The sequence below is a fragment of the Endozoicomonas sp. ALD040 genome, from assembly GCF_049275945.1.
Taxonomy (GTDB): domain Bacteria; phylum Pseudomonadota; class Gammaproteobacteria; order Pseudomonadales; family Endozoicomonadaceae; genus Endozoicomonas_A.
Genome location: NZ_CP184829.1, coordinates 3,846,954 through 3,868,853, shown reverse-complemented (window position 1 = coordinate 3,868,853; position 21,900 = coordinate 3,846,954). Strand labels below are relative to the sequence as shown.

Below are 21,900 nucleotides of genomic sequence, written 5' to 3'. Positions count from 1 at the left end.
CAAAAATAACGTCAAGGCATAAGCGACAGGTCCATTCAAGAGTGAGGTGTACGCCACAACTTAATGGCTGATCCAAGTGAACAAATGAAGTGATCGGTTTTGAGGGTCTCTCCGGTTTTTGCATCCGAGGCAATAAACCAGATATTAAATTCTTTATCATCTTCTCTGGAGAGGGTGTAAGCACTTTGCCACTCTATCCAGGCTGGCCATTCTATCCAGTCTGGCAGAGGTGTGGCATCCCTGACTTCAGCCATTAGATAGGTATTCAGTTTATAGCTCGTTAACATCATTATCGTGCCACCTTCATTGATGGTGTTTCGTTTAAAAATAGTGACCTCTTTTCCACGAAAACTCTCTACTGCCTGAGAATGAGGCTTAAGGTTCTGGTACTTATGAGTACACTGTCCAAAATCAATCACACCGATAACAGGCACTTCTCCGTGTTCAAGAGCATCCTTGAGGGCTATGTAGGAATTAATTTGTCTGGTCTCGGCCCATACCTGAGAGCAGGACATGGCCAGGGCAAGAAAAGCACACTTAAACGGCTTGATAATGTACATACTCTTTTGTCTTCTGCTGTGTTTTGAACATGACCCCCGAGTATAGATCATGACAGGCTATTACTGTCGGCAAGAGCAAAGACATGAGACAACGATTTGTTTATAATCCCCGCCAATTCTTCATGATTTCCGGCCATATATTAGTAGAGTCAACATGCAGCCCCGAGACAATCTCGCTTCCGACCTGACCGACACCATCCAGCACAATGTTCGCAATGCCCTGGAAGAAGACATCGGCTCAGGTGATATTACGGCCTCCCTCATTCCTGCCGGGCAAATGGCCAAAGCACGTATCCTCTGTCGTGAAACTGCGGTTATTGCAGGGCGCCCCTGGTTTGATGAAGTATTCAGGCAGATTGACCCATCGGTGACTCTGGACTGGCAGGTTCAGGAAGGTGAACAGGTGGAAGCGGACCAGGTTCTGGTTTTTATGGAAGGTCCTGCCAGAAGCCTGTTGACCGGTGAACGTGCAGCCATGAACTTCCTTCAGACCCTTTCCGGCACTGCTACCCGCTGTTCTTACTACGCCAATCTGGTCAAAGAGACGGGCGTTAAACTGCTGGACACTCGTAAAACCCTGCCCGGTCTTCGCCTCGCCCAAAAGTACGCCGTCATGGCAGGCGGATGTCACAATCACCGGATCGGGCTTTATGATGCCTTCCTGATCAAGGAGAATCATATTGCCGCCTGTGGCGGGATTGAGCAGGCAGTCAGCACCGCCCGGGCCATGGCTCCGGGCAAGCCTGTGGAAGTTGAGGTCGAGAACATGGAAGAGTTCCAGCGGGCAAGAAGCGCTGGTGCCGACATCATTATGTTGGACAACTTCCCTCTGGACGCACTGCGTGAAACCGTCGAACTGAACAACTCCCTGCCAGCACCTCAACCCGGGCTGGAAGCTTCCGGGGGTATTACCGATGAGCGCCTGCCGGTAATTGCAGCGACCGGTGTCGACTTTATTTCCATCGGAACACTCACCAAAGATATTCAATCCATTGATCTGTCCATGAGACTGATTGATACCACAGAGATCTGAACAGGAAGCCAAAACCATGAGTAAAATTCTGGTCACAGGAGGTGCAGGCTATATCGGTAGCCATACCTGTCTGGAATTATTAAACGACAACTACGAAATAGTGGTTCTGGATAACCTCAGCAACAGCAGCGAAGAATCTCTGGGCCGGGTTCAGGAGATTACCGGCAAAACACTGGCGTTTGTTAACGGCGACATCCGCGATCGAGCTTTGCTGGACGGCCTCTTTCAGCAGCACGATTTTGAAGCCGTTATTCACTTTGCGGGGTTGAAAGCCGTAGGGGAGTCTTGCGAAATCCCTCTCGATTACTATGAAAACAATGTCTACGGCACCCTTGTACTCTGCCAGGCCATGCAGGCAGCCAATGTAAAACGCATTGTCTTCAGCTCGTCAGCGACCGTTTATGGTGATCCTGCCAGTCTGCCGATCACAGAAGATTTTCCGCTAAGTGCCACTAATCCTTACGGTCGCTCGAAACTGATGGTGGAAGAAGTTCTGGAAGATCTTTTCAAATCGGATACTGACTGGAGCATTGCCCTGCTTCGTTACTTTAATCCGGCAGGTGCTCACGCTTCTGGTCGCATTGGCGAAGATCCTAATGACACCCCGAACAACCTGATGCCCTACGTGACTCAGGTGGCCATTGGCAAGCTGGAAAAGTTGAGAGTTTTCGGTAACGACTACCCCACCATCGACGGCACCGGAGTTCGTGATTATATTCACGTCGTGGACCTGTCACTGGGTCATGTCAAAGCCATAGAAAAACTTCGTACGACCAAAGGCGTACATACCTGGAACCTCGGCTTAGGTAAAGGCTACAGTGTTCTGGAAATAGTTGCGGCGTTTGAAAAAGCGTCTGGCCAAAATGTACCTTACGAGATCACGGCTCGCCGTTCCGGTGACATTGCCGCCTGCTATGCCAATACCGACAAAGCTCTGAATGAGCTGGGTTGGAAAGCAGAGCGGGGGCTTGAAGAAATGGTGACCGACGCCTGGCGCTGGCAGTCCGACAATCCGGATGGATACAACCCTTAACTTTAATGGGGCTCTAATGCCCCATTTCGATCAGTTTCGTCTTATCTGGCCGATCAATTAAAGACGTCCCCCTCCCCGGAAAACTGATCATGAAACACCTTTTTTCGCTTTTTCTCCTACTCATTCCAATCACTGTATGGAGCGCCTGTCCAAGCTGGACCTCAGAGCAGGCTGAAAAGCAGATCGTTGCTCTGCAAAAAGAGATCAGACATAACGATGACCTTTACTACAACAAACACTCTCCCGTGCTCACCGACCATGAATACGATGCGCTGAAAGCGCAACTGCAATCTCTGATAAAGTGTTTTCCGGAACTGACACTTCCTCCTGTTGCTGAGGAGAATATCGAGGGAGACGTTGACCATCGCGCCTTTATGGGTAGCTTGAAAAAAGCCCGGGACATTGATGATATCAAAAAATTTCTCAAACAAGCCGGTAAGGAAATCATTCTGGTTCAACCCAAGATTGACGGTGTTGCGGTTGAGCTGGTTTATCAGAACGGCAAACTGGTCGCCGCTTCTACCCGGGGCACAGGCGACAGAGGGCAGAATATTCTTGATGCCGTCAAACACATGCCCATAATCCCGAAAGCGCTGATTACGGAATATAACGATATTGTCCTGCACGGAGAACTCTTTGCCCGCCTGAATGAGACCGTCAAAAATTCCGTTTATAGCAGTGCCCGTCATTATGTCTCCGGCCATATCAGTCGCAAAGAACTGGATGTTTCGTCACTGGGCAGTATCGAATTCTTCCCATGGCGCTGGGTCAACAGCCCTTTTGATAGCGACAAGACGGTGATCAATACCCTGTATGGCTATGGTTTTGAGCTACCTGCCGAGCATACCCAACGGGGTAATACTCTGAAAGAGATAGAAAAAATCCGTGATACCTATAATAAACGCAGCGGTATGGAGCCCTTCCTTATGGACGGTATTGTTCTGAAACTGGACAACCTCGAGCTTCGTAAAAAACTGGGCTGGGAGAGCCAGAATCCAGCCTGGGCCATTGCCTGGAAATTCCCTTCCGACAGTGCCATAACCACAGTTAAAGGCGTTGATTTCAGAGTGGGACGTACCGGCCAGATCACCCCGGTACTTCAGCTGGAGCCGATAGCGATCGGAGGGGAAACTGTTCGGCAGGTATCACTGGGCAGCATCAAAAACCTGTCTGAGAAGGATATCGCTATTGGTGACCAGATTTCTGTGCAACTGAAAGGCGCTGCTACACCGGTTTTTGGTCAGGTTGTTCTGAGGCCGGAGCATCGCACCCGACCAATGTTTCCAGACCCGAAAAGATACAATGCCTTCTCCTGCCTTGAGTTAAAGCCGGGCTGTGAAGAACAGTTTACTGAAAGGTTGAAATGGCTGGGGATAAGTCTGGATATTCCCTTTTTGCACGAGCCACTGATAAAAAAGCTGATGGCAAATAAGGCCATTGACCGCTTTCCAGATAGTTTCAAAGTGTCTGAGTCTGACCTGAAACAGGCTGGCTTGAATGAGCATTCATCGAAACAACTGCTATCAGTACTCAACACACTTCATAGGGTTTCTCTAAAGTCCCAGATAAGAGCCCTGAGCATTCCACAGCTGGGAGAAACTCGCTCCAGAAAGCTGGCAAGCCATTTTAAAAGCTGGGACAAAATTCTTGATGCCACGCCAGAGGAAATGGCGGCTGTGGTTTTGATGTCCGTTAAGCAGGCTCAGAGGGCTAAAAGCTATTTGAATACTCCAAGCATCAGGGACTCTATTGAATGGTTCAGACAGCCCTGATTCTTCTTCTGGCCTTCAATCTCAGGTCACCCTCATAGATTTACCAAACAGAAAAAAGGCCGGAATTAAATCCAGCCTTCGAAGAAACTACGTCAGTAAAGTTCTAGGGCGAGTAATCTGGTGTAGTAGTTAAAGAATCATTGCTGCACAATGTACCACCACCATTACATGTAAGAGTCCATACAGTGCCTGTTGCATCAGGAGTGTACGTTAAAGTCTGTGAAGCAAAAGCCCCACCTGGAGTAATTGTGATAACCCCATCCACGACATCGTCTATTGTGTTTCTTGCAGCGGGAATACCATTTGATCCATCATCACAATCAGTGATAGGGTTGGTTTGAGCACAAATACCTACAGCCGTCTTATACTGGCTGGCTTCACTCAATGCAGCGTTTACCGTCGCATTACGGGTGTAATTCTGGTACTGGGGAATCGCCACAGCCGCCAGAATACCAATGATCGCCACTACGATCATCAGCTCTATCAGCGTGAAACCCAGCATCCTGGACATCCATGTTTTCATCTCGTTATCCTCGGTCATTGAATAGCTGCCCTCCGCCAATACACTGGGCCCCACAGGTCAGTCTCTAGCAAGATGTCGGCGCTCATGACCAGAGCTTTAGGACTTACCTTTCGTTTTTAAAACCGCTGATTTCTCGTGATTTTCAGATGTGGCCCGATAAGCCTTATACAGGCTTTTCTTCAGGGGCAGCTGCCATGAAAAATCTCACCCTTTTCGCCAATAAAAGACTCTCTCTTGTTGCCCGGGTCATTACTGTTGTGCTGATACTGACAACCACTGCGATCACCGGCGCTGTTAGTCTTCAACATGTCTACCAAGGTGAAGTGGATCGTTATTTTGAGCAGGGGCAAGACTCAGAGCTGATGCTGATCATTCAATCGGGGTACCACACACTCAAAACCACAGGCGTGGGAAAAGACAATTTCAGACCCTTATTAGGCAGTGAACTGGGAGAATATCAGAATCACACCTTTGTTGGCTGGCACGCAGATTTCAGACAAATGACCCGGGAAGGTGGATTTCCTTTCTTCATGCTCTACGAAGTCAGTTATCAGAAAGGGCGGACTCAGGAGTATTTTTCCTACCAGGGCCTACTGAATCCTCAACTGGTAGCCAGAGAAATCCATATTAATTAACAAGGTGAAAGGCTCCATTCTGCCAGAAACGTGGGGCCATGGATTCAAAGGGAATTGAAACTGGGTAGGTTCCCTGAATAAACTCAACGTAGAAAATGCTAAAGAAGGTAATAGACAACAAGATAAGCATTGAAGCCAACAGCTTTGAAACACTCAGTTCGTAATCCTTAACTTCAGCAATGACCTTCACTCTGTCCTTATCGTGAGCATACAGACAATAGCCCACTACCAGCAACATCATCATCTGACTCACAGGCGTGATAAATACACCACTGATCTGGGCATGAAGCACCGCACTCAGAATAGCCCAAAAGGCCGATATCTGGATATAGGTTTGCTGCCCCGACAATGATCCTCTCTCTAACCTTTTTTTCAGCCGCATCAGGTAAGAAACGCCACCCCAAAGCATGACGATAACAAAGCACAATGTAGCCAGCGTCCCCCACTCAGAAAGCCATTGCAAAACAATATTATGGGGCGATCCCAGTCCATTGTCTGATGAAAGAATAAAATGCTGAGGCCCCACCCCAAACAGGGGATTATCTAATGCCAGTTGCCAGGCAGTGATCCAAAGCTCAACACGATCATAGGTTTTCAATGCCGCTGAGAGTGGTCTGAATCCCTTGACTCCATGCCCCAATAAATAAGGAATGAACCAAATAAAAACCGTATAAGCGATCAACCCAAGCATCAATGCTTTTGTATGAACTCGAATAATGGGTGTTATTACTTTCTGGAAACAAAAGTAAATAGCTATTCCACTCATAACCAAAGACAGAAGGATGCCTCGGCTCTGTGATAAAAAAATGAAAAAATACATAATCATCAAGGGAATCCAGCTTAGCCTCTGAACCAGTGACCCCTTGCTTTTCGACAAAAGGGGCAGTAAAGCCAAAAGTGGAATCAGCCAGTTCTGCGCATGATTCAAAATCCTGGGGTTAGTAAATCCATAAATCGTGTGCATCCAGGACTCAGGCGGATATTGTAAATAAACGGCATAGTGAAACAGGTAGCCAAAACCGTAAAGCCCTAAAGCCATGCCAATAACACTGATAATGCCTGCCAGCTTTCTCTCATCAATACTTTTGGCCAGGAGTAAAGTGCTCATCATCAGTAAACCATAGAGCCCAACCTCCTGAATGCCTTTTAACGGATACTCACTCATTAATGCCGAGCATGATCCAAACCCTAAGCCAAGGAAGATCAAGACTCTGGCCAGAACGGGCAAATAAGCAAAGCCATTCAGGGACTGATAGCAAACCATAAACAACCCAGAGGCAACAGAAAGAAAAACAACTTGAACAACTCGCCTGAAGTTGTAGCTGGACAGTCCGAAATCCCAGATTAGAAGAGCCGACCACATTGCCAGTAGTGTCAGCGTCATTAAAAGAAACACTGCGCTTTTATGGTGAGACTGATGAATGAACGTGAGCATGAGCACTGAATTTATGTGGACATAATCATCGTATATCGGCTATGAGCCGGACAAGAAAAGAACAAAAAGGACACCCAAAAAGAACAAAAAGGACACCCATATATTTGACCAATAGCAAAAGAGAGGAAAGGAAACAAAAAGAACAAAAAGGACACCCATATATTTGACCAATAGCAAAAGAGAGGAAAGGAAACAAAAAGAACAAAAAGGACACCCATATATTTGACCAATAGCAAAAGAGAGGAAAGGAAAAAAGAGAACAAAAAGGACACCCATATATTTGACAGAAAGAACAAAAAGGATATCCATATATTTGACCAATCGACTGGTTAAGCTATTTTTCTCATGTTTACGATTTTTACCCACCATAGCAATAGGAGATCTCATGACTCAAGCCCGCAGCAACCTGATTGATTCAGGTTCGACACCCTATTACCACTGTGTGTCTCGGTGCGTCCGCAGGGCTTACTTGTGTGGTGAGGATCATCTGACCGGGAATAGTTTTGAGCATCGCAGGCAGTGGGTGGTCGACCGTCTGCGTACATTGACCTCTGTCTTTGCTATCGAAGTCTGTGCTTATGCTGTGATGTCTAATCACTTTCACCTGGTACTACACATCAACATCAATGAGTCTGATAAGTGGAATCGAGATGAAATACTGCGGCGATGGACTACCCTTTTCACAGGTCCATTATTGATCCAACGCCATTTGAGCAATGCAAAGCTCAGCTGCTCGGAGCTCAGCCGCATCGATGAATATGTGGCTGAGTATCGTAGCCGTTTGAAAAGTATCAGCTGGTTTATGCGTTGCTTGAACGAACATCTTGCCCGTGAAGCCAACAGGGAAGATGGTTGTAAGGGCCGATTCTGGGAAGGACGTTTTAAAAGTCAGGCGTTACTGGATGAAGCCGCTTTACTGACCTGTATGGCTTATGTTGACCTTAACCCTATCAGGGCAAAACTTGCCTCAACACCAGAGCAATCCGACTATACCTCTATCCAAAAACGCATTGAAAAAACTACCGAAGCAACAGATAGCAGGCAGCCGTTCATGTTGAAGCCTTTTCAGAACCAGGAGCAAGACCCGAATAAAACATTGCCATACATTCTTCATGATTATCTGGAGCTGGTAGACTGGAGTGGAAGAGCGGTCAGAAAAGATAAGAAAGGTTCTATAGCGGAAAGCTCACCTCCTATCTTGGCAAGACTAGAAATAGATGGTGACGAATGGCTAAAAACCATGAGCAGAAACAATCGATTTTATCGTGCAGTCGGACGACTGAAGGCCATGAAGGCATATGCGATCAGTACAGGTCAACGTTGGCTTCAGGGGTTATATTGTTGTGGCCAGTTATTTCAGCCTGGTTGATTCATCTTTTGCCTTATACGCCACATTCTTACCGAATAGATTTGGTGAGATGGGATTCTGCATATTTTATAAACCTAATAAGTTGTATTTCCTTGTTTTATCGAGTTTAGGGTCATCCCAAGTTTGATCCGATCAGGTATTTTTTATGCGTGACGGGCTATGTACTGGCTTCTGGTCAAGAAATTTTATGGGTGTCTTATTTTTCTATTTTCCTTCTTTTTCTATGGGTGTCCTATTTTCCTTCCCTAATGGATGTCTTATTTTCCTTCTTTTTCTATGGGTGTCCTATTTTCTTTCCTTCTATTTTCCTTCCTTATGTGGGTGTCCTAATTTCTCGTCCTAATGGGTTTTCTATTTTCCTTCTTCTCTAATGGATGTCTTATTTTCCTTCTTTTTCTATGGGTGTCCTATTTTCCTTCCTATTTTCCTCTCTATTTTCCTCTCTATTTTCCTCTCTATTTTCCTCTCTATTTTCCTCTCTATTTTCCTCTCTATTTTCCTCTACTATGGGTGTCCTATTTTCCTTCCTTCTATTTCTCTCTAGTTTCCGTTCTTTGAACAAAAATACTAACGAGAGCAAGTACACCAGACCCCACCATCAACAGCGTCGAAACCGCATTGAGCACAGGTGTTGAACCTTCCCTCATACGATCAAACAATGTAATCGTTAAAGGGGAATCACTGCCTGCAAGAATTAAAGTGGTATTAAAATTCTCGAAAGACATCAGAAAGGCCACAACCGCTGAGCCCATCACTGCTGGCTTTAACCAGGGCAGTGTAATAGTTATAAATACCTCAAGACGGCTTGCACCAAGGTTTAAAGCAGCTTCTTCCATTTCACTATCCAGCTTTCTTAGTCGTGCCGAAATGACTAGTGTTGCCATAGTACTGATAAAGGCGAATTGCCCAAGCACAACAAGTGGCAGACCAGGCCTTAAAAACTCCAGATCAAGCCCATAACTGTCTTCTATCGTATTGGCGATGCCGCTGCTGAAAGAAAGAATGGAAATCCCGAGAATGACACCTGGAACCACCAGTGGTAGCAACATCAAGCTGTAGAGAAACTGTTTTCCCCGGAAATCATAACGCTCAAACAACAGTGCATTGGTAATAGCTAAAGTAACTGACAGAATAGCAACAAACAGTGCGATCATTAAGCTGGTGATAATACTCTCCTTTATCACACCGTCATGAAATAAACCAAGTCGCTCTTTGTTACTAGCAAAATACCAGTCCAGAGAAAACCCTTCCCAGGGCAGGGAAGGAAATACACTGTCGTTCATTGAGAATACGGCAACCGTGACAAGCGGAGCCAAAAGAAACAAAAAGAACAAACATACATAAACCGTGTAAGTTTTCTGAAATGCTCTGCTTTGGGGAATACTTTGTATCATGATCTATTTCTCAGGTTTCACTGGCTAATGCCTGTTTGAACGATTGTTTGCTGAGCTTCAGGCCAAGCCAGACAATCAGCGACGACAGGCAAAGCAATAAAACCCCAAAGGCTGCTCCCTGTTCCCAGTTAAAGCGAGTAATAAACTGGGTAAAAATCTGCTCGGTAAACCAGAGACTGTCTTTACCACCCAAAAGTGTCGGTGTCAGATAATTGCCAAGGGTCAGCATAAAGACGACGATGCACCCGGATACGATACCTGGTACAGCATATGGGATAATGACTGTGCGAAGCACAGTGAAGTGGCTACCGCCCAGATCATAAGCTGCTTCTACAAGGCTATCATCCATTCCTTCCAGAGTGCTGACCAAAGGCACCACCATAAAGAGCGTGGAAGCATATACGAGGCCGGTCATAACAGTGATGTCGTTGTACAGCATCTCTACCGGCGCATCCGCCAGCCCAACCCATTGCAGTAAGCCACTGACAACACCGCTCTCCCGCAGCAAAATCATCCAGCCGTAGGTTCGCACTAGCTCACTGACCCAGAATGGAATCAGACAGGCAAGAAAGATCAGGTTCTTGTTTTTACCCTGAGCAATTTTAGCGATATACCAAGAAACCGGGAAAGAGATCAGTAATGTCAGGCCAGTAGCAAGAATGGACATCACAGCAGTTCGCAAAAATGTATTCCAATAGAGCGGCTCTGTAAAAAACTCCTGATAATGAAGCAGGCTGAACTCATAAACACCGTAACTGACTCGCTCCCTCAAAGAAATGACCAGCATATCCAGCTGTGGTAACAGAATCAACAATACCAGCGTCAGCAAGAGAGGCATTAACAGTAGATAAAAAGAGAGTTTTCTGCCGGTCATGGTCACGGCCCCCTCTTTTTGTTTGATAGTTTCTTATTTGACAAAAAAATATTGTTCTGTCGTATATCCCAGGACAGTGAAACAGCGTCTCCAGCCACCAGATCATGAAACTCTCGAGTCTGCGGCAACGAAACACTCAACTGCTGGGATGAATCAATATCTTTCACCAATATCTGGCTATTACCGCCATCAAAAAGAATATTTTCTACCCGACCATTAATATGGTTTTCAGAAGTTACATTCTGATCTCTTCGGATACGGATAGCTTCCGGACGTATAAACAAATCAACAGAGTCTCCGGAGTTCAGTTCTACTTTTGGAAACGCAGTTTTAAATTGCTGGCCCGCGTTAGATCGAATTATTGCTGTTTCACCAGCAATAGACTCAACGATTCCATCCACCCGATTATTATTACCAACAAAACCAGCGACAAATGACGTTTCTGGCTCATAGTAAAGCGACTGAGGAGAGCCCACCTGTTCTAAACGGCCATGATTCATGACGGCTACCTGGTCTGACATAACCATCGCTTCAGATTGATCATGGGTTATATAAATAAAGGTTGTACCAAACGCCTTTTGTAGTTTTTTTAATTCAACCTTCATTTGTTCCCGAAGCTTCAGGTCAAGAGCGCCAAGAGGCTCGTCCAGTAAGAGAACATCCGGTTCTAGCACAAGGCATCGTGCAATAGCCACCCGCTGTTTCTGACCACCAGAAAGTTGATTGACTGATTTTTTTTCAATACCCGGCAAGCCAATACGTTCCAGAACATCGGCAACTTTTTTATCCCTCTGCAGCTTTGGTACCTTATCGCGCTTAAGCCCGTAAGCAATGTTTTCCCCAATATTCATCATGGGAAAAAGAGCCAGGTGCTGAAATACCATATTTACCGGGCGCTTATTAGGTGGGATACCAGCCATTTTCTTCCCTTTTATCAGAATTTCTCCCTGATCTGGTTCAGAAAAACCGGCAAGCATTCTCAGCAGCGTGGTTTTGCCACAGCCAGAGGGGCCAAGTATGGAGAAAAAGGAGCCAGCAGTAATTTCAAGAGAAATGTCTTCTACTGCCTGAAAACTGCCAAAGTGTTTGAAAACATTGCGGCATTCGAGATCTAAAGTCATCGGGTTGTACATCCTGGAAAACAACCAGCCTCTGTCATATAAATCTCACATTAAAAAAAACAGGGCTGACGGATACAGCTATAAGTGACTATTGTGCGGCTTTGATACGATCCAGAGTTTTCCCTTCGATGATTTCAAGACCTGCAGGCACTGGCGGATACCACTTGATATTATCGAGACTGCTCTGGTTATAGCTGATCTTGTAGCTGTTGCTGAGCTGATCGTTAACAAACTCTTCAGCACCGGCGGATGCAGTAAAATTACCCGCAGCTTCGGTAATTTTGGCAGCAATTTCGGGCTGCATTACAAAGTTGATCCATTTATAAGCAGCTTCGTCATTCTTGCCTTTAGCGGGAAGGGCGAAAGTATCAATCCAGCCGAGTGCTCCAGACTCTGGTGGTACGAAGTTGATGCTAGTCGTTTCCTTATGCAGCTTCCAACCGCCGGCATCCCAACCCATAGCCAATGTGACTTCGCCACTGCGCAGCAGGTTAAGCAAAGCATCACCGCCTTCCCAGTAAGCTTTAACATTGGCTTTACAGTTGATGAGCTTCTGCTCAACTTTGCTGAGAATTTCAGTGTACTTCTTCTGATCGTCGTAGGCTGCGAATGGGTCTTCACCCATAGCAAAAGCGAAACCAATAAGGGTTGGACGCTTCAGTCGATAGGAGACTTTGCCCTTATAATCATCAGAGCAGAGGTCATTAAAGCTGTAGCTGCTTTTGCTACCTGCAGTATCGACAATCAGACCGCTGGTACCCCAGATATGAGGAACACCATACACATCACCGTTAATCGTGGTGTTGGCTTTGGTAGCAGACAACATGGAAGGAATAAACTGACCGGCATCGAGTTTACTGAGATCAATAGGCTTATAAATTCGATATTCTTTTTGAGCACCGGTAATACGATCCTGACTTGGCTGAACCAGATCATAGCCTGCGCCGCGAGTAGCGCGGAGCTTGGAAATCATATCTTCGTTATTGGATTTGGTAACCTTAACGGCAATACCGGTTTCCTGTTCAAACTGATCAATGACTTCCTGGGGTGCGTAGCCTCCCCAGGTCAAAAGCCTTAGTTCTTCCGCCTGTGCATCGACAGAGAACATGACAGCAGTGGATATGGTCAGCACCAGCAGACCTTTTATCGGTTTCGACATGGAGCGCCCCTAAGAGGTTTGTTGTTGTTCGTTATTGTTATGCAATCTTGTTACAGAAATATTTCACCAATTGACAAGAAGGTCAATAAAGATATTTTCCTGCTATTTAATTATTCCAACTTAGAAAACAGTTTACCTCGGATAAAAGAGGGCACGCCATCAGGCGCGTTAAAACAGACGACGCAAACTCTTTATTGAAATAAGTGAGGAGCACCGGGCTGCAAAGGCTGTTTTCTAGTTAATCTTTAACACAGCGCAGCAAAATCATCAAGACATTTTGTGAGCATCCAAATTCCCTCAGTTTCTCTTTATATTTTCCCCCTATAGACTTCAAGAGTAATCTTATCTTCTTTTTTAACTCCCAAATATCTCCTTGAAGATGAGAACATTCTAAAATATGGTCGGTCATCCGAATTTTTTAAAGCTGAAAACAATGTAGGTACAAACTTCTGGCCAAATATAGATTTAGAACAGGCTTTATTATTTGATGTTTTTATAACTCTACCGAATGACGATTTTATTTTTTCAAATTCCTTGTAGATTCTTTTCATTTTTTTAGCGGATGAAGGGGAAGATTTTTTTTCGCACTGAAATAAACTCAAATCACAATCTTCTTTAAATTCTTTTGCTTGATTGTTTATCATTGAAGAGTCACCAGTAATCCATTGTTCAAGAGTGAATGCTCCAGAAACTGACTGTAGTAAGTGAAATTTTTCAGCTCCCCTAACAATAACAAAATCATGAATACTTTCCTCTTCGCTATCATCCGAAACTTTAAGCTTATGAAAAAACACGTAATCATGCTTTGGGTCATTATTGAGGTAGTTCTTATATCCATCCTGATCATCAGGTAAAAAAATAGTAGATCCTGAATAGCTTTTCAGATCGAAGTTTTTTTGAAGAACTAAAGACGTTACGCTGCTTATCGTTTCTTCTTCCAGTTCACCTAAACTCAATTCTAATGCTAATGAAAATGTGTCGCTTTTTTTTGCAAGAACCCTGTCAGGCATATATTTTTTGTCGACACCCAGTTCTCTTAAAACATCGGATAACAGTCTACTATCTCCCTCACTATAAAGTGAAACAGGCCTTGAAAAAGCACAGGCAGTCTCATCTGAAGTACTTTGAAAAAACGGCGACTTTTCCTGTAGTTCGATTGATTGCCCTGCATAGGGTGCTGAGGGCAAATTGAGACAATGCGGAGAACTTTCATTATATACAGTAACTTCTTTACCCATAATGAAACCAGTGGGTAATTTCCCTCTTCGGGCGCGCTTGGGTGGTGGTGAGTCTGAAAAAACTGTGTCGGAATTTTTATTTATGCCATCCATGTCGGTTATCTCCCTGATAAGTATTTTTCCTCGATTAGCAAGAGCTTACAAAATTACTCCTAATAACTTAGAGGCGTTTTTAGCATAAAAGTTCATAGCAAGCTGTTAAGTGCAACTAACAAAGTTTCTGTCTTTCAGTAAGGGCAGGACGGTTTTACACATTGACACCTTGTTTCCAGAGTCCACAGACTGACGTAGAACTCTGGCCCCCTTGCTTTTAAACCCTCTGGGTCCCAACGTGGGAGTCCATACGTTATCTCAAGTTACAAAGCTCGGCTTTCGAGGGGGGTGATGTGTTTCTAAACAGGTTGCAAGTACAAGTCGGAAATTTTTTGGATGCCCTGATTTCTTTGGGAACAAGTAAAAAATTTTATGGGTCTCTCTCACACTAATCTATCCTTCTTATCTGTAAACCAGAAGGCAAGGGTAGAATTATTAAACACTCACTCTTTGCAACACTGCTGTTACTGTCGTTGTCTGTCATCTGTCTAGCGAAACCGCTAACAAGGCGTTTTATTATCGAACTTGAACAGAATGTAGATTTTCCAAACCAGAACTTTTCTATAAAGATTGACCAAGGCACATTGTCGGGCAGCCTGCCAGACATTGCCGACATAAATGGCTGCGCAGAAGCGGATTTACCGCCTGATAACAAACGACACAAACCTGACAGTTACAGGGTAAAAACGACCCTCGTTGAGTCGATTTCCTGGCAATGGCTTTACACCACAAACCTGCTGGTTATCTACGAACTGTTCCTGACCAGCAGAGATATCTCTCTACGTTTAAAGCCTTATTTATGGATACCTGTAGAAGCATTTATAACCGTCGGCTTGCTTTTAAAAAGCAATTGGAACCCGGATTCATTGCTGTTTAACCCGATTGAACAACATGAAACGAGTCAAAGTCACCTGCTTGCGATAACCGCTACGATGCCTGGCTCTGAACACGAACAACAAGGCCGACCATCAGAATCATCCGGCCAGCAGGGCCTACGTACCGACAGCTACCCTAAAGACTATTTCATCAATCTACTGTATTCTGACTCTGGCGAGAATAACGGATTCCCTCAACAACACTCGCACACTTTGGGTCTAAATTGTTTCATTTTTCCCTGCAGTGACGTTTGTCAATTCCGACAATCTTCCGATGCGTCCTACAACGCAGCCCCAGATTCTAGAGAAAGTTCAACAGACCACAAAGAAGCAAGACCCGGACAAATATCATGCCCCCATCGGGCTGATACAACCGGCCCTTCCAGACAAGCAACCTGCAACGTGATAGTGTTCGGGAAGGATGGCCAGCTGCGACAATGCGGAAAGGTCTACAAGAATAAACGAGCACTAAATTCTCATAAAAGCAGATTTCATAGCGGCCAAAAGACCTGTGATTTGATGGTGATTACAGAGGATAAACAGTCGCAGCCATGCGGAAAGGTCTTCCAGAATGCCAGAGGCCTGGAAAATCACAAAAGCATTGTCCACAGCGGGCAAAAAACCTGTGCTGTAACCATAATCGGGAAAGGTGGCCAGCCGCAGCCATGTGGAAAAATCTGCAGCAATGCTCGATCTTTGACGGTGCATAAAAGTCGATACCACACTGGTCAGAAAACCTGTTCCATAACCTATATCGGGGAGGACGGAAATCAGCGGCCATGCGGGAAGGTCTGCAAGAATGCTATAGCCCTGACGGAACACAAAAGCAAATGCCACAGCGGGCAAAAAACCTGTAACGTATCGGTGGCTGGAGAGAACGGCCAGCCAGTGCCGTGCGGGATGGTCTGCCAGAATGCTATAGCCCTGTCGAATCACAAAGGCAGCTACCACAGCAGGCAACAAACCTGTATGAAAAACGTGATCGGGGATGATGGCCAGCTGCGGCAGTGCGGGACAATCTGCAGAAATGTTCCAACTCTGTCGTATCACATAAGAAGAGAGCACTGCGGGCTACAAACCTGTAAAGTAAACATGGTTGGGGAAGATGGTCAGAAACGGCATTGCGGGAAAGTCTGCAAGAACCCTGATGCCTTGTCGAATCACAAAAGAAGAGATCACAGCGGGCAAAAAATCTGTGATAAAACCATAATCGAAGATAATGGCCAGCCGCGACCATGCGCGAAGGTCTGCAATAATGCTAAAGCCCTGTCGGATCACAAAACCAAATACCACGCCGGGCAACAAATCTGTGACGTAGCCGTGATCGGACATGACGGCCAACCGCAGCCGTGCAGGAAGGTCTTCAAAAATTCAAAAAAACTCTTGAATCACAAAAGAATACATCGAAAACGCAAGCCTTTTGATGTGGATCGGGACACTTATCCTATTCCATGAACTGGCACCCGCCCTTGCATAAGGAAAACTCAGAAACACGCTTATTTCTTCAACTCGTTCCCAGGCTCTGAGGCTGTGGCAAAACCTTTAAGTCAGAAATTTTGTGGGTGTCTTGTTTCTTGCCCCCGGATTCATATCCCAATTTACTTATCTACCCATGGGTTATATAGCTTTGCCTGGCTCATACGCATATCGTTTGTATTTCGAGTAACTACAGTACAGTCATGGACTAAGCCAGTGACAGCTACAAGCCCATCAAAGAGGAATCAAAGACACCCATATAAAAGCGGATTCAAGGACACCCATATAAATGTGGATGTTCCCGAATTCCTTCCAACCCTTCCCCTCTGTCGCTTTTCTTGATGTCGGATTCAAGGATAATCGAGAAGGATAATCGTAATCGAGAATCGTAATCGAGGACACCCATATTTAAACGCGGATGCCCCTATAAACGTGGGTGCCCCTATAAATGTGGGTGTCTCTATAAATGCTTAGAGATAAATGTGGGTGTCTTGGATTACTTTTATTATCGTCCATCTCTGATATCAATGCTATCATTTACGAATTGAATACATCTGGATGACTCTCATGGCTAACCTGATAGTGCGCAATATTGAAGAAGAATCAAAGACACCCATATAAATGTGGATGTTCCCGAATTCCTTCCAACCCTTCCCCTCTGTCGCTTTTCTTGATGTCGGATTCAAGGATAATCGAGAAGGATAATCGTAATCGAGGACACCCATATTTAAACGCGGATGCCCCTATAAACGCGGATGCCCCTATAAACGCGGATGCCCCTATGGTGCCCCTATAAACGTGGGTGCCCCTATAAACGTGGGTGCCCCTATAAATGTGGGTGTCTTGGATTACTTTTATTATCGTCCATCTCTGATATCAATGCTATCATTTACGAATTGAATACATCTGGATGACTCTCATGGCTAACCTGATAGTGCGCAATATTGATGAGGAAATAGTTGATGCCCTCAAAGCTCGGGCAGGAAAACACGGGAGAAGTGCAGAAGCTGAGCATCGAAGAATTCTGGAAGCAGCTCTCCTTCGTCCCAAGAAAAAAAGCTTCACTGAAGCACTGAAAAACATTCCAGATGTCGGCTCAGATACGGACTTCGAACGTATCAATGATAACGGTGATCGTGATGTATTTAATTGATACCAATGTCATCAGTGAATTAAGAAAAAGAAACAGTGCAAATCAGGGCGTTCAGCTTTTTTTCAACACAGCACAAAAAAAATCATTAAAGCTCTACCTTAGTGTTGTCTCCATAGGTGAGCTCCGTAGAGGCGTTGAAAAAATCCGTCATCGAAATGACTCTATTCAGGCAAAGCAGTTAGAGCTATGGCTAAATCATCTGGTAGATGATTATCGAGATCATATTCTTGACTTTGGTAGCACCGAAGCACAGATTTGGGGAAAACTCAGAGTACCCCGCCATGAAAACGCAATTGACAAACAAATTGCAGCAACAGCCCTTGTTTATGGCCTGACAGTAGTCACAAGAAACACCCCGGATTTTGTGGATACAGGGGTTAATTTGCTCAATCCATTTCTGGATTGAACAAAGAGATTATGTCGATGAGGCATAGCAGTCATTGCCAGAAATATTGTGGGTTACCTATTTCTCTCTTGAGGAAATTTCGTGGGTGTCGCATTTCTTTCCTATTTATTACCACTAAGACACCCACATATGTAAATGTGGGTGTCTTAGATTACTTCGTCTTAGATTACTTCGAATGTGTGCCTTTTGTCATCAAATAAAGCAGGCAACAGTGATTCAATAGTTCGACTTTCTGGGGGATTCAATGTGAATTCAAGGACACCCATATATAAATGTGAGTGTCCTAAATTACTCCAGTTTATTTTTTGCTCAGTGCAATCTACTGGCTATATAACGATTCAGGCTTACACCTGATTCGGCTGCCTGGATAACTAACAAACGATGCGTTTCCGGAGTAATTCTTAACAATACTTTCCCGCTATAGTCTCTGGTTGAAAATGGTTGCGGTATCTCTTCATTTGCACTTTTCATTTCATCTACGGTTTCCAGAACTAAATTCTGGATTCCTGATAAAGCACCTACTTGCGTTTCTTCAAGCCAGCTCAAGGCAGGAAATTCAGCACATAAGCCAACATATTCCTGATCCTCTTCAGACCAGGTTACCCGGTATGTATACCGATCAATTTTCCTATCCATTTTTATCACCCTCTATGCGTTCGATCGCCTGTAACACCTGCTTTACCTGGTAAGGTTTAGCTTTGCCCTTGTTATTTTGAATATTCACTCTTGGGTCACCAACCCAAGGTGTTTTATACACCTTATGACTTGATCCTGACTGTCTTGGTGCACCAAAGTATGATTCACAGACTTTGCAAAGGTCTCTGAACCTCACGCCTTTGGGATTACTTCTCATCTGACTGAGAATTTCAGTGATATTAGTCATACAAGAATAGTAGCATTATTGATACTACCTTCAAACTGTTAAACACTCCATAGACATGAATACGCCCTTTGGGTCCTGGTGTGGGTGCCCATAGTTTTATTGGTTTCTTGTCAGACATCCCGCAAAGCCCCTGACAAATACTTATGAATAATACTGGACACCAGTGTCTGGTATGGAATCCCTTCCCGCTGGGCCCGTGACTTAATCGCCATCAGGTCATGTTGGGAAATGCGGATATTAATACGCTTATCCTTTTTAAACGTCTCACTGGCCATGGCTTCCAGCGTCGTCTTGCGCTCAGGGGTCATCACAGACTCATACTCACCCTGTTCAAGGGCATTGAGCAACGTTTGCTCCTCGTTATCTAATCTTGTTTTTTTCATGTTCGATCTCCCAAATAGTCACGGGTAAATTTGCGGCTGGGAATCAGTGTTTTCAAAAAGATCTCCTGCTCACTTTCCACGTAGGGCACCAGCCAGACGTAGCCCTGTACATTCACCACAAAGACCCGCTGATGCGGATAGGCTTGCGGATTAGGATGGACGATGTCATCCAGCAGGCCACCATTCTCTATGTGGAAAATGACTTCCTCGAAAGACTGATCCCGTTCGCGGATCAGCTGCTGATTCTTCTGAGGGTTCCAGTTAAAGCGTTTCATCAGAGAAGTATAGCGAATGTGTGCCTTTTGTCATCAAATAAAGCAGGCAATAGTGATTCAATAGTTCGACTTTCTGGGGGATTCAAGGATGGGGGATTCAAGGGGATTCAAGGGGATTCAAGGGGATTCAAGGGGATTCAAGGGGATTCAAGGACACCCATATATAAATGTGGGTGTCTTAAATTACTCGCTGTATATAAATGTGGATGCCCCCGGATTCATGGGAGAAATTTATGGGTGTCCTAGATTACTCCTTATATTATTTTTTCCTATCCAGAGAAACCCACAAATAAATGTGGGTGTCCCAGATTATTGGATTCAAGGATGGGGGATTCAAGGGGATTCAAGGACACCCATATATAAATATGGGTGTCTTAAATTACTCGCGGATTCAAGGACACCCATATATAAATGTGGGTGTCTTAAATTACTCGCTGTATATAAATGTGGATGCCCCCGGATTCATGGGAGAAATTTATGGGTGTCCTAGATTACTCCTTATTGCTTCAAATAAATGTGGGTGTCCTAGATTACTCCAAATAAATGTGGGTGTCCCAGATTATTTCCCAGTTTATTTGTATAAATATGGGTGTCCTAGATTATTTTTTTTATTGTGAGAAACCCACAAATAAATGTGGGTGTCCTAGATTACTCGATGGGTGTCCTAGATTACTCCTTCTTTTAAGAAACCCACAAATAAATGTGGGTATCCCAGATTATTCTATAAATGTGGGTGTCCTAGATTACTCGTTATGAAATGCACCATTCCTCCAGAATCTTGGTGCATTTGGTTGAAACTCAAGCGTTGTTGGATAGTTTCCAGCAAAATACTCCCAATAAAGGATGGCAAAATAGGCCGAGGAAAATAATAGCAACAATATAATGACAAACCATTTAGAAACAGTCTCTCTAGATATTAGATCTTTGGAGTGCACACCCATACAAAATCCCAATACCAGAATCATAAGCATCTGACTCATTGGTGAAATAAATACACCACTAACCTGAGAATGAATACCTGCACTCAACAGAGCTGTAAAGGCAGAGATCTGTAGCAGTTGTTGATGACTCGACAACAAACCTGTATCAACCCTATAAATCAAACCTCGTAAATAACTCATACCACCCCAAATAATCAGAATAATTAAACAAATAGCAGCAGGAACACCCCACTCAGAGGCCCACTGAAGAATAATATTATGCGGCGAACCTGGACTACCTACCAAGGTGATAAAGTGTTGCGGACCTATACCGAAAAATGGGTTATCTTGAATAGAGTCAAGGGCTATTTTCCATAATTCAACTCGCCCCGAAGAAGTAGAATTAGCCACAACAAATCGTTCAAAATCAAAATTTGAAGTAATTCCAAATACAGATGGAACTATCTGGACAAGTAAAATATAAAGAAACAATCCGAAACCAAAAGATTTAAGATGAGTAAATGCTAAAACTTTTGAGAATTTAGGAAATAAATAACAAGTGAACGCAATGGATAAAATTATTGCAATTGATACTCCACGTCCTTCCGACATTATTAAAAAGAAGTACATAAATATGATTGGCAACCAACTTAATCTGCCTAGAAGCTTATATTTCCTATTGGAAATAAGCGGTAGTAGAGCCAAAAAAGGAATTAACCAGTTTTGGGCGTGATTCATCTCTCTCGGATTAGAAAAGTTGTGAATTGTATTAGACCATGCTTCTGGTGGAAATTTGAGATAAATGACATAGTCAAAAAGATAGGTAAAAAAGTAAACGACCACACTCCCACCGATTAGGGAGATCGAAAAAATCAACTCATTTTCCCTAATCTCTTCACTTCTTAGATATAAGCACGATAAAAAAATCAAACAATAGAGCCCAATTTCTTGAATACTTTTTAAAAAATACAAGGAATTAAATGAAGATATGGTGCAAAGTACAAGCAGAATACCTACCAACAACAAAGAAAGACTTGAAAACTGATCTAGAAAAAAACAAAACCCTTTCTCAAAAAACAATTTGAACACAAAAAAAATTATAAAAAGAAAAAAAACAAACTGATACAAACGTTTTCTGTTGTAATCTGGAGAGATAAAATCAAAAAAAACAAAATCAAGAAAAGAAAAACAAACAATAACTGAAGTCATTAACAATGCAATTAAAACACTTTTATCAGAAAGGAATTTAATCACAAAACACCTATAAAAAAGGAAGCCCCATAAAACGGA

Annotated in this window: 21 protein-coding genes; 8 read left to right on the top strand and 13 right to left on the bottom strand. The window is 44.1% G+C overall.

Annotation, left to right across the window (positions count from 1 at the left end):
- Nucleotides 1-35: 35 nt before the first annotated feature.
- The gene (locus ACOJUN_RS14090) at nucleotides 36-560 is read right to left on the bottom strand and encodes a hypothetical protein (protein ID WP_422132575.1); all 525 of its coding nucleotides are present in this window, start codon (nucleotides 558-560) and stop codon (nucleotides 36-38) included.
- A gap of 154 nt (nucleotides 561-714) precedes the next feature.
- On the opposite strand from ACOJUN_RS14090, the gene nadC reads away from it, so the two are divergent.
- The 3 genes from nadC (at nucleotide 715) to ACOJUN_RS14075 (ending at nucleotide 4,398) form a co-directional block, all read left to right on the top strand.
- Nucleotides 715-1,593 (top strand): carboxylating nicotinate-nucleotide diphosphorylase, encoded by an 879-nt coding sequence (gene nadC / locus ACOJUN_RS14085; RefSeq protein ID WP_422132574.1) that lies wholly within the window; start codon nucleotides 715-717, stop codon nucleotides 1,591-1,593.
- Between the two features lie 16 nt (nucleotides 1,594-1,609).
- The gene (galE, locus tag ACOJUN_RS14080; RefSeq protein WP_422132573.1) at nucleotides 1,610-2,626 is read left to right on the top strand and encodes a UDP-glucose 4-epimerase GalE; all 1,017 of its coding nucleotides are present in this window, start codon (nucleotides 1,610-1,612) and stop codon (nucleotides 2,624-2,626) included.
- 89 nt (nucleotides 2,627-2,715) lie between these two features.
- A complete protein-coding gene (locus ACOJUN_RS14075) occupies nucleotides 2,716-4,398 on the top strand; it encodes a helix-hairpin-helix domain-containing protein (RefSeq protein WP_422132572.1) in 1,683 nt (560 codons plus the stop codon).
- Nucleotides 4,399-4,501: 103 nt separating this feature from the next.
- Here ACOJUN_RS14075 and ACOJUN_RS14070 read toward each other — a convergent pair whose 3' ends face one another.
- A complete protein-coding gene (locus tag ACOJUN_RS14070) occupies nucleotides 4,502-4,975 on the bottom strand; it encodes a pilin (RefSeq protein WP_422132571.1) in 474 nt (157 codons plus the stop codon).
- A 140-nt stretch (nucleotides 4,976-5,115) separates the two neighbouring features.
- On the opposite strand from ACOJUN_RS14070, the gene ACOJUN_RS14065 reads away from it, so the two are divergent.
- Complete coding sequence (locus tag ACOJUN_RS14065) at nucleotides 5,116-5,556, top strand: hypothetical protein (RefSeq protein WP_422132570.1); 441 nt, start codon at nucleotides 5,116-5,118, stop codon at nucleotides 5,554-5,556.
- On the opposite strand, the gene ACOJUN_RS14060 is transcribed toward ACOJUN_RS14065, so the two are convergent.
- Nucleotides 5,549-6,820, bottom strand: coding sequence for an O-antigen ligase family protein (locus tag ACOJUN_RS14060; RefSeq protein ID WP_422132569.1), 1,272 nt, complete (start codon nucleotides 6,818-6,820; stop codon nucleotides 5,549-5,551). The two genes, ACOJUN_RS14065 and ACOJUN_RS14060, sit on opposite strands and share 8 nt — an antisense overlap.
- Nucleotides 6,821-7,376: 556 nt before the next feature.
- On the opposite strand from ACOJUN_RS14060, the gene ACOJUN_RS14055 reads away from it, so the two are divergent.
- Nucleotides 7,377-8,360 (top strand): transposase, encoded by a 984-nt coding sequence (locus ACOJUN_RS14055; protein ID WP_422132568.1) that lies wholly within the window; start codon nucleotides 7,377-7,379, stop codon nucleotides 8,358-8,360.
- A gap of 379 nt (nucleotides 8,361-8,739) precedes the next feature.
- Here ACOJUN_RS14055 and ACOJUN_RS14050 read toward each other — a convergent pair whose 3' ends face one another.
- From ACOJUN_RS14050 to ACOJUN_RS14025, 6 genes are all read right to left on the bottom strand, one after another.
- On the bottom strand, nucleotides 8,740-8,922 hold the full coding sequence (locus ACOJUN_RS14050) for a hypothetical protein (RefSeq protein WP_422132567.1): 183 nt from the start codon (nucleotides 8,920-8,922) through the stop codon (nucleotides 8,740-8,742).
- Entirely contained in the window at nucleotides 8,891-9,754 is an 864-nt protein-coding gene (locus ACOJUN_RS14045; protein WP_422132566.1) for an ABC transporter permease, read from the bottom strand. The genes ACOJUN_RS14050 and ACOJUN_RS14045 overlap by 32 nt, the downstream gene beginning before the upstream one ends.
- Before the next feature lie 10 nt (nucleotides 9,755-9,764).
- Nucleotides 9,765-10,628, bottom strand: a complete 864-nt coding sequence (locus tag ACOJUN_RS14040) for an ABC transporter permease (protein ID WP_422132565.1) — start codon at nucleotides 10,626-10,628, stop codon at nucleotides 9,765-9,767.
- Nucleotides 10,629-10,630: 2 nt separating this feature from the next.
- Nucleotides 10,631-11,749, bottom strand: coding sequence for an ABC transporter ATP-binding protein (locus ACOJUN_RS14035; RefSeq protein WP_422132564.1), 1,119 nt, complete (start codon nucleotides 11,747-11,749; stop codon nucleotides 10,631-10,633).
- 88 nt (nucleotides 11,750-11,837) lie between these two features.
- On the bottom strand, nucleotides 11,838-12,908 hold the full coding sequence (locus tag ACOJUN_RS14030; protein WP_422132563.1) for an extracellular solute-binding protein: 1,071 nt from the start codon (nucleotides 12,906-12,908) through the stop codon (nucleotides 11,838-11,840).
- Nucleotides 12,909-13,216: 308 nt separating this feature from the next.
- Nucleotides 13,217-14,239, bottom strand: a complete 1,023-nt coding sequence (locus tag ACOJUN_RS14025; protein ID WP_422132562.1) for a hypothetical protein — start codon at nucleotides 14,237-14,239, stop codon at nucleotides 13,217-13,219.
- A 473-nt stretch (nucleotides 14,240-14,712) separates the two neighbouring features.
- On the opposite strand from ACOJUN_RS14025, the gene ACOJUN_RS14020 reads away from it, so the two are divergent.
- The 3 genes from ACOJUN_RS14020 to ACOJUN_RS14010 all read left to right on the top strand — a co-directional run bounded on the left by ACOJUN_RS14020 (nucleotide 14,713) and on the right by ACOJUN_RS14010 (nucleotide 18,149).
- Entirely contained in the window at nucleotides 14,713-16,569 is a 1,857-nt protein-coding gene (locus tag ACOJUN_RS14020; RefSeq protein ID WP_422132561.1) for a hypothetical protein, read from the top strand.
- Nucleotides 16,570-17,509: 940 nt separating this feature from the next.
- Complete coding sequence (locus ACOJUN_RS14015; protein ID WP_422132560.1) at nucleotides 17,510-17,743, top strand: FitA-like ribbon-helix-helix domain-containing protein; 234 nt, start codon at nucleotides 17,510-17,512, stop codon at nucleotides 17,741-17,743.
- Nucleotides 17,730-18,149, top strand: coding sequence for a type II toxin-antitoxin system VapC family toxin (locus tag ACOJUN_RS14010; RefSeq protein WP_422132559.1), 420 nt, complete (start codon nucleotides 17,730-17,732; stop codon nucleotides 18,147-18,149). The genes ACOJUN_RS14015 and ACOJUN_RS14010 overlap by 14 nt, the downstream gene beginning before the upstream one ends.
- Nucleotides 18,150-18,458: 309 nt before the next feature.
- Here ACOJUN_RS14010 and ACOJUN_RS14005 read toward each other — a convergent pair whose 3' ends face one another.
- The 4 genes from ACOJUN_RS14005 to ACOJUN_RS13990 all read right to left on the bottom strand — a co-directional run bounded on the left by ACOJUN_RS14005 (nucleotide 18,459) and on the right by ACOJUN_RS13990 (nucleotide 21,819).
- On the bottom strand, nucleotides 18,459-18,785 hold the full coding sequence (locus ACOJUN_RS14005; protein ID WP_422132558.1) for a type II toxin-antitoxin system HicB family antitoxin: 327 nt from the start codon (nucleotides 18,783-18,785) through the stop codon (nucleotides 18,459-18,461).
- 357 nt (nucleotides 18,786-19,142) lie between these two features.
- Nucleotides 19,143-19,415, bottom strand: coding sequence for a CopG family antitoxin (locus ACOJUN_RS14000; protein WP_422132557.1), 273 nt, complete (start codon nucleotides 19,413-19,415; stop codon nucleotides 19,143-19,145).
- A complete protein-coding gene (locus ACOJUN_RS13995) occupies nucleotides 19,412-19,690 on the bottom strand; it encodes a hypothetical protein (RefSeq protein WP_422132556.1) in 279 nt (92 codons plus the stop codon). Before ACOJUN_RS13995 ends, ACOJUN_RS14000 begins: the two co-directional genes overlap by 4 nt.
- 743 nt (nucleotides 19,691-20,433) lie before the next feature.
- Nucleotides 20,434-21,819: an O-antigen ligase family protein gene (locus ACOJUN_RS13990; RefSeq protein ID WP_422132555.1), complete on the bottom strand. Its 1,386-nt coding sequence runs from the start codon at nucleotides 21,817-21,819 to the stop codon at nucleotides 20,434-20,436.
- Nucleotides 21,820-21,900 lie beyond the last annotated feature (81 nt).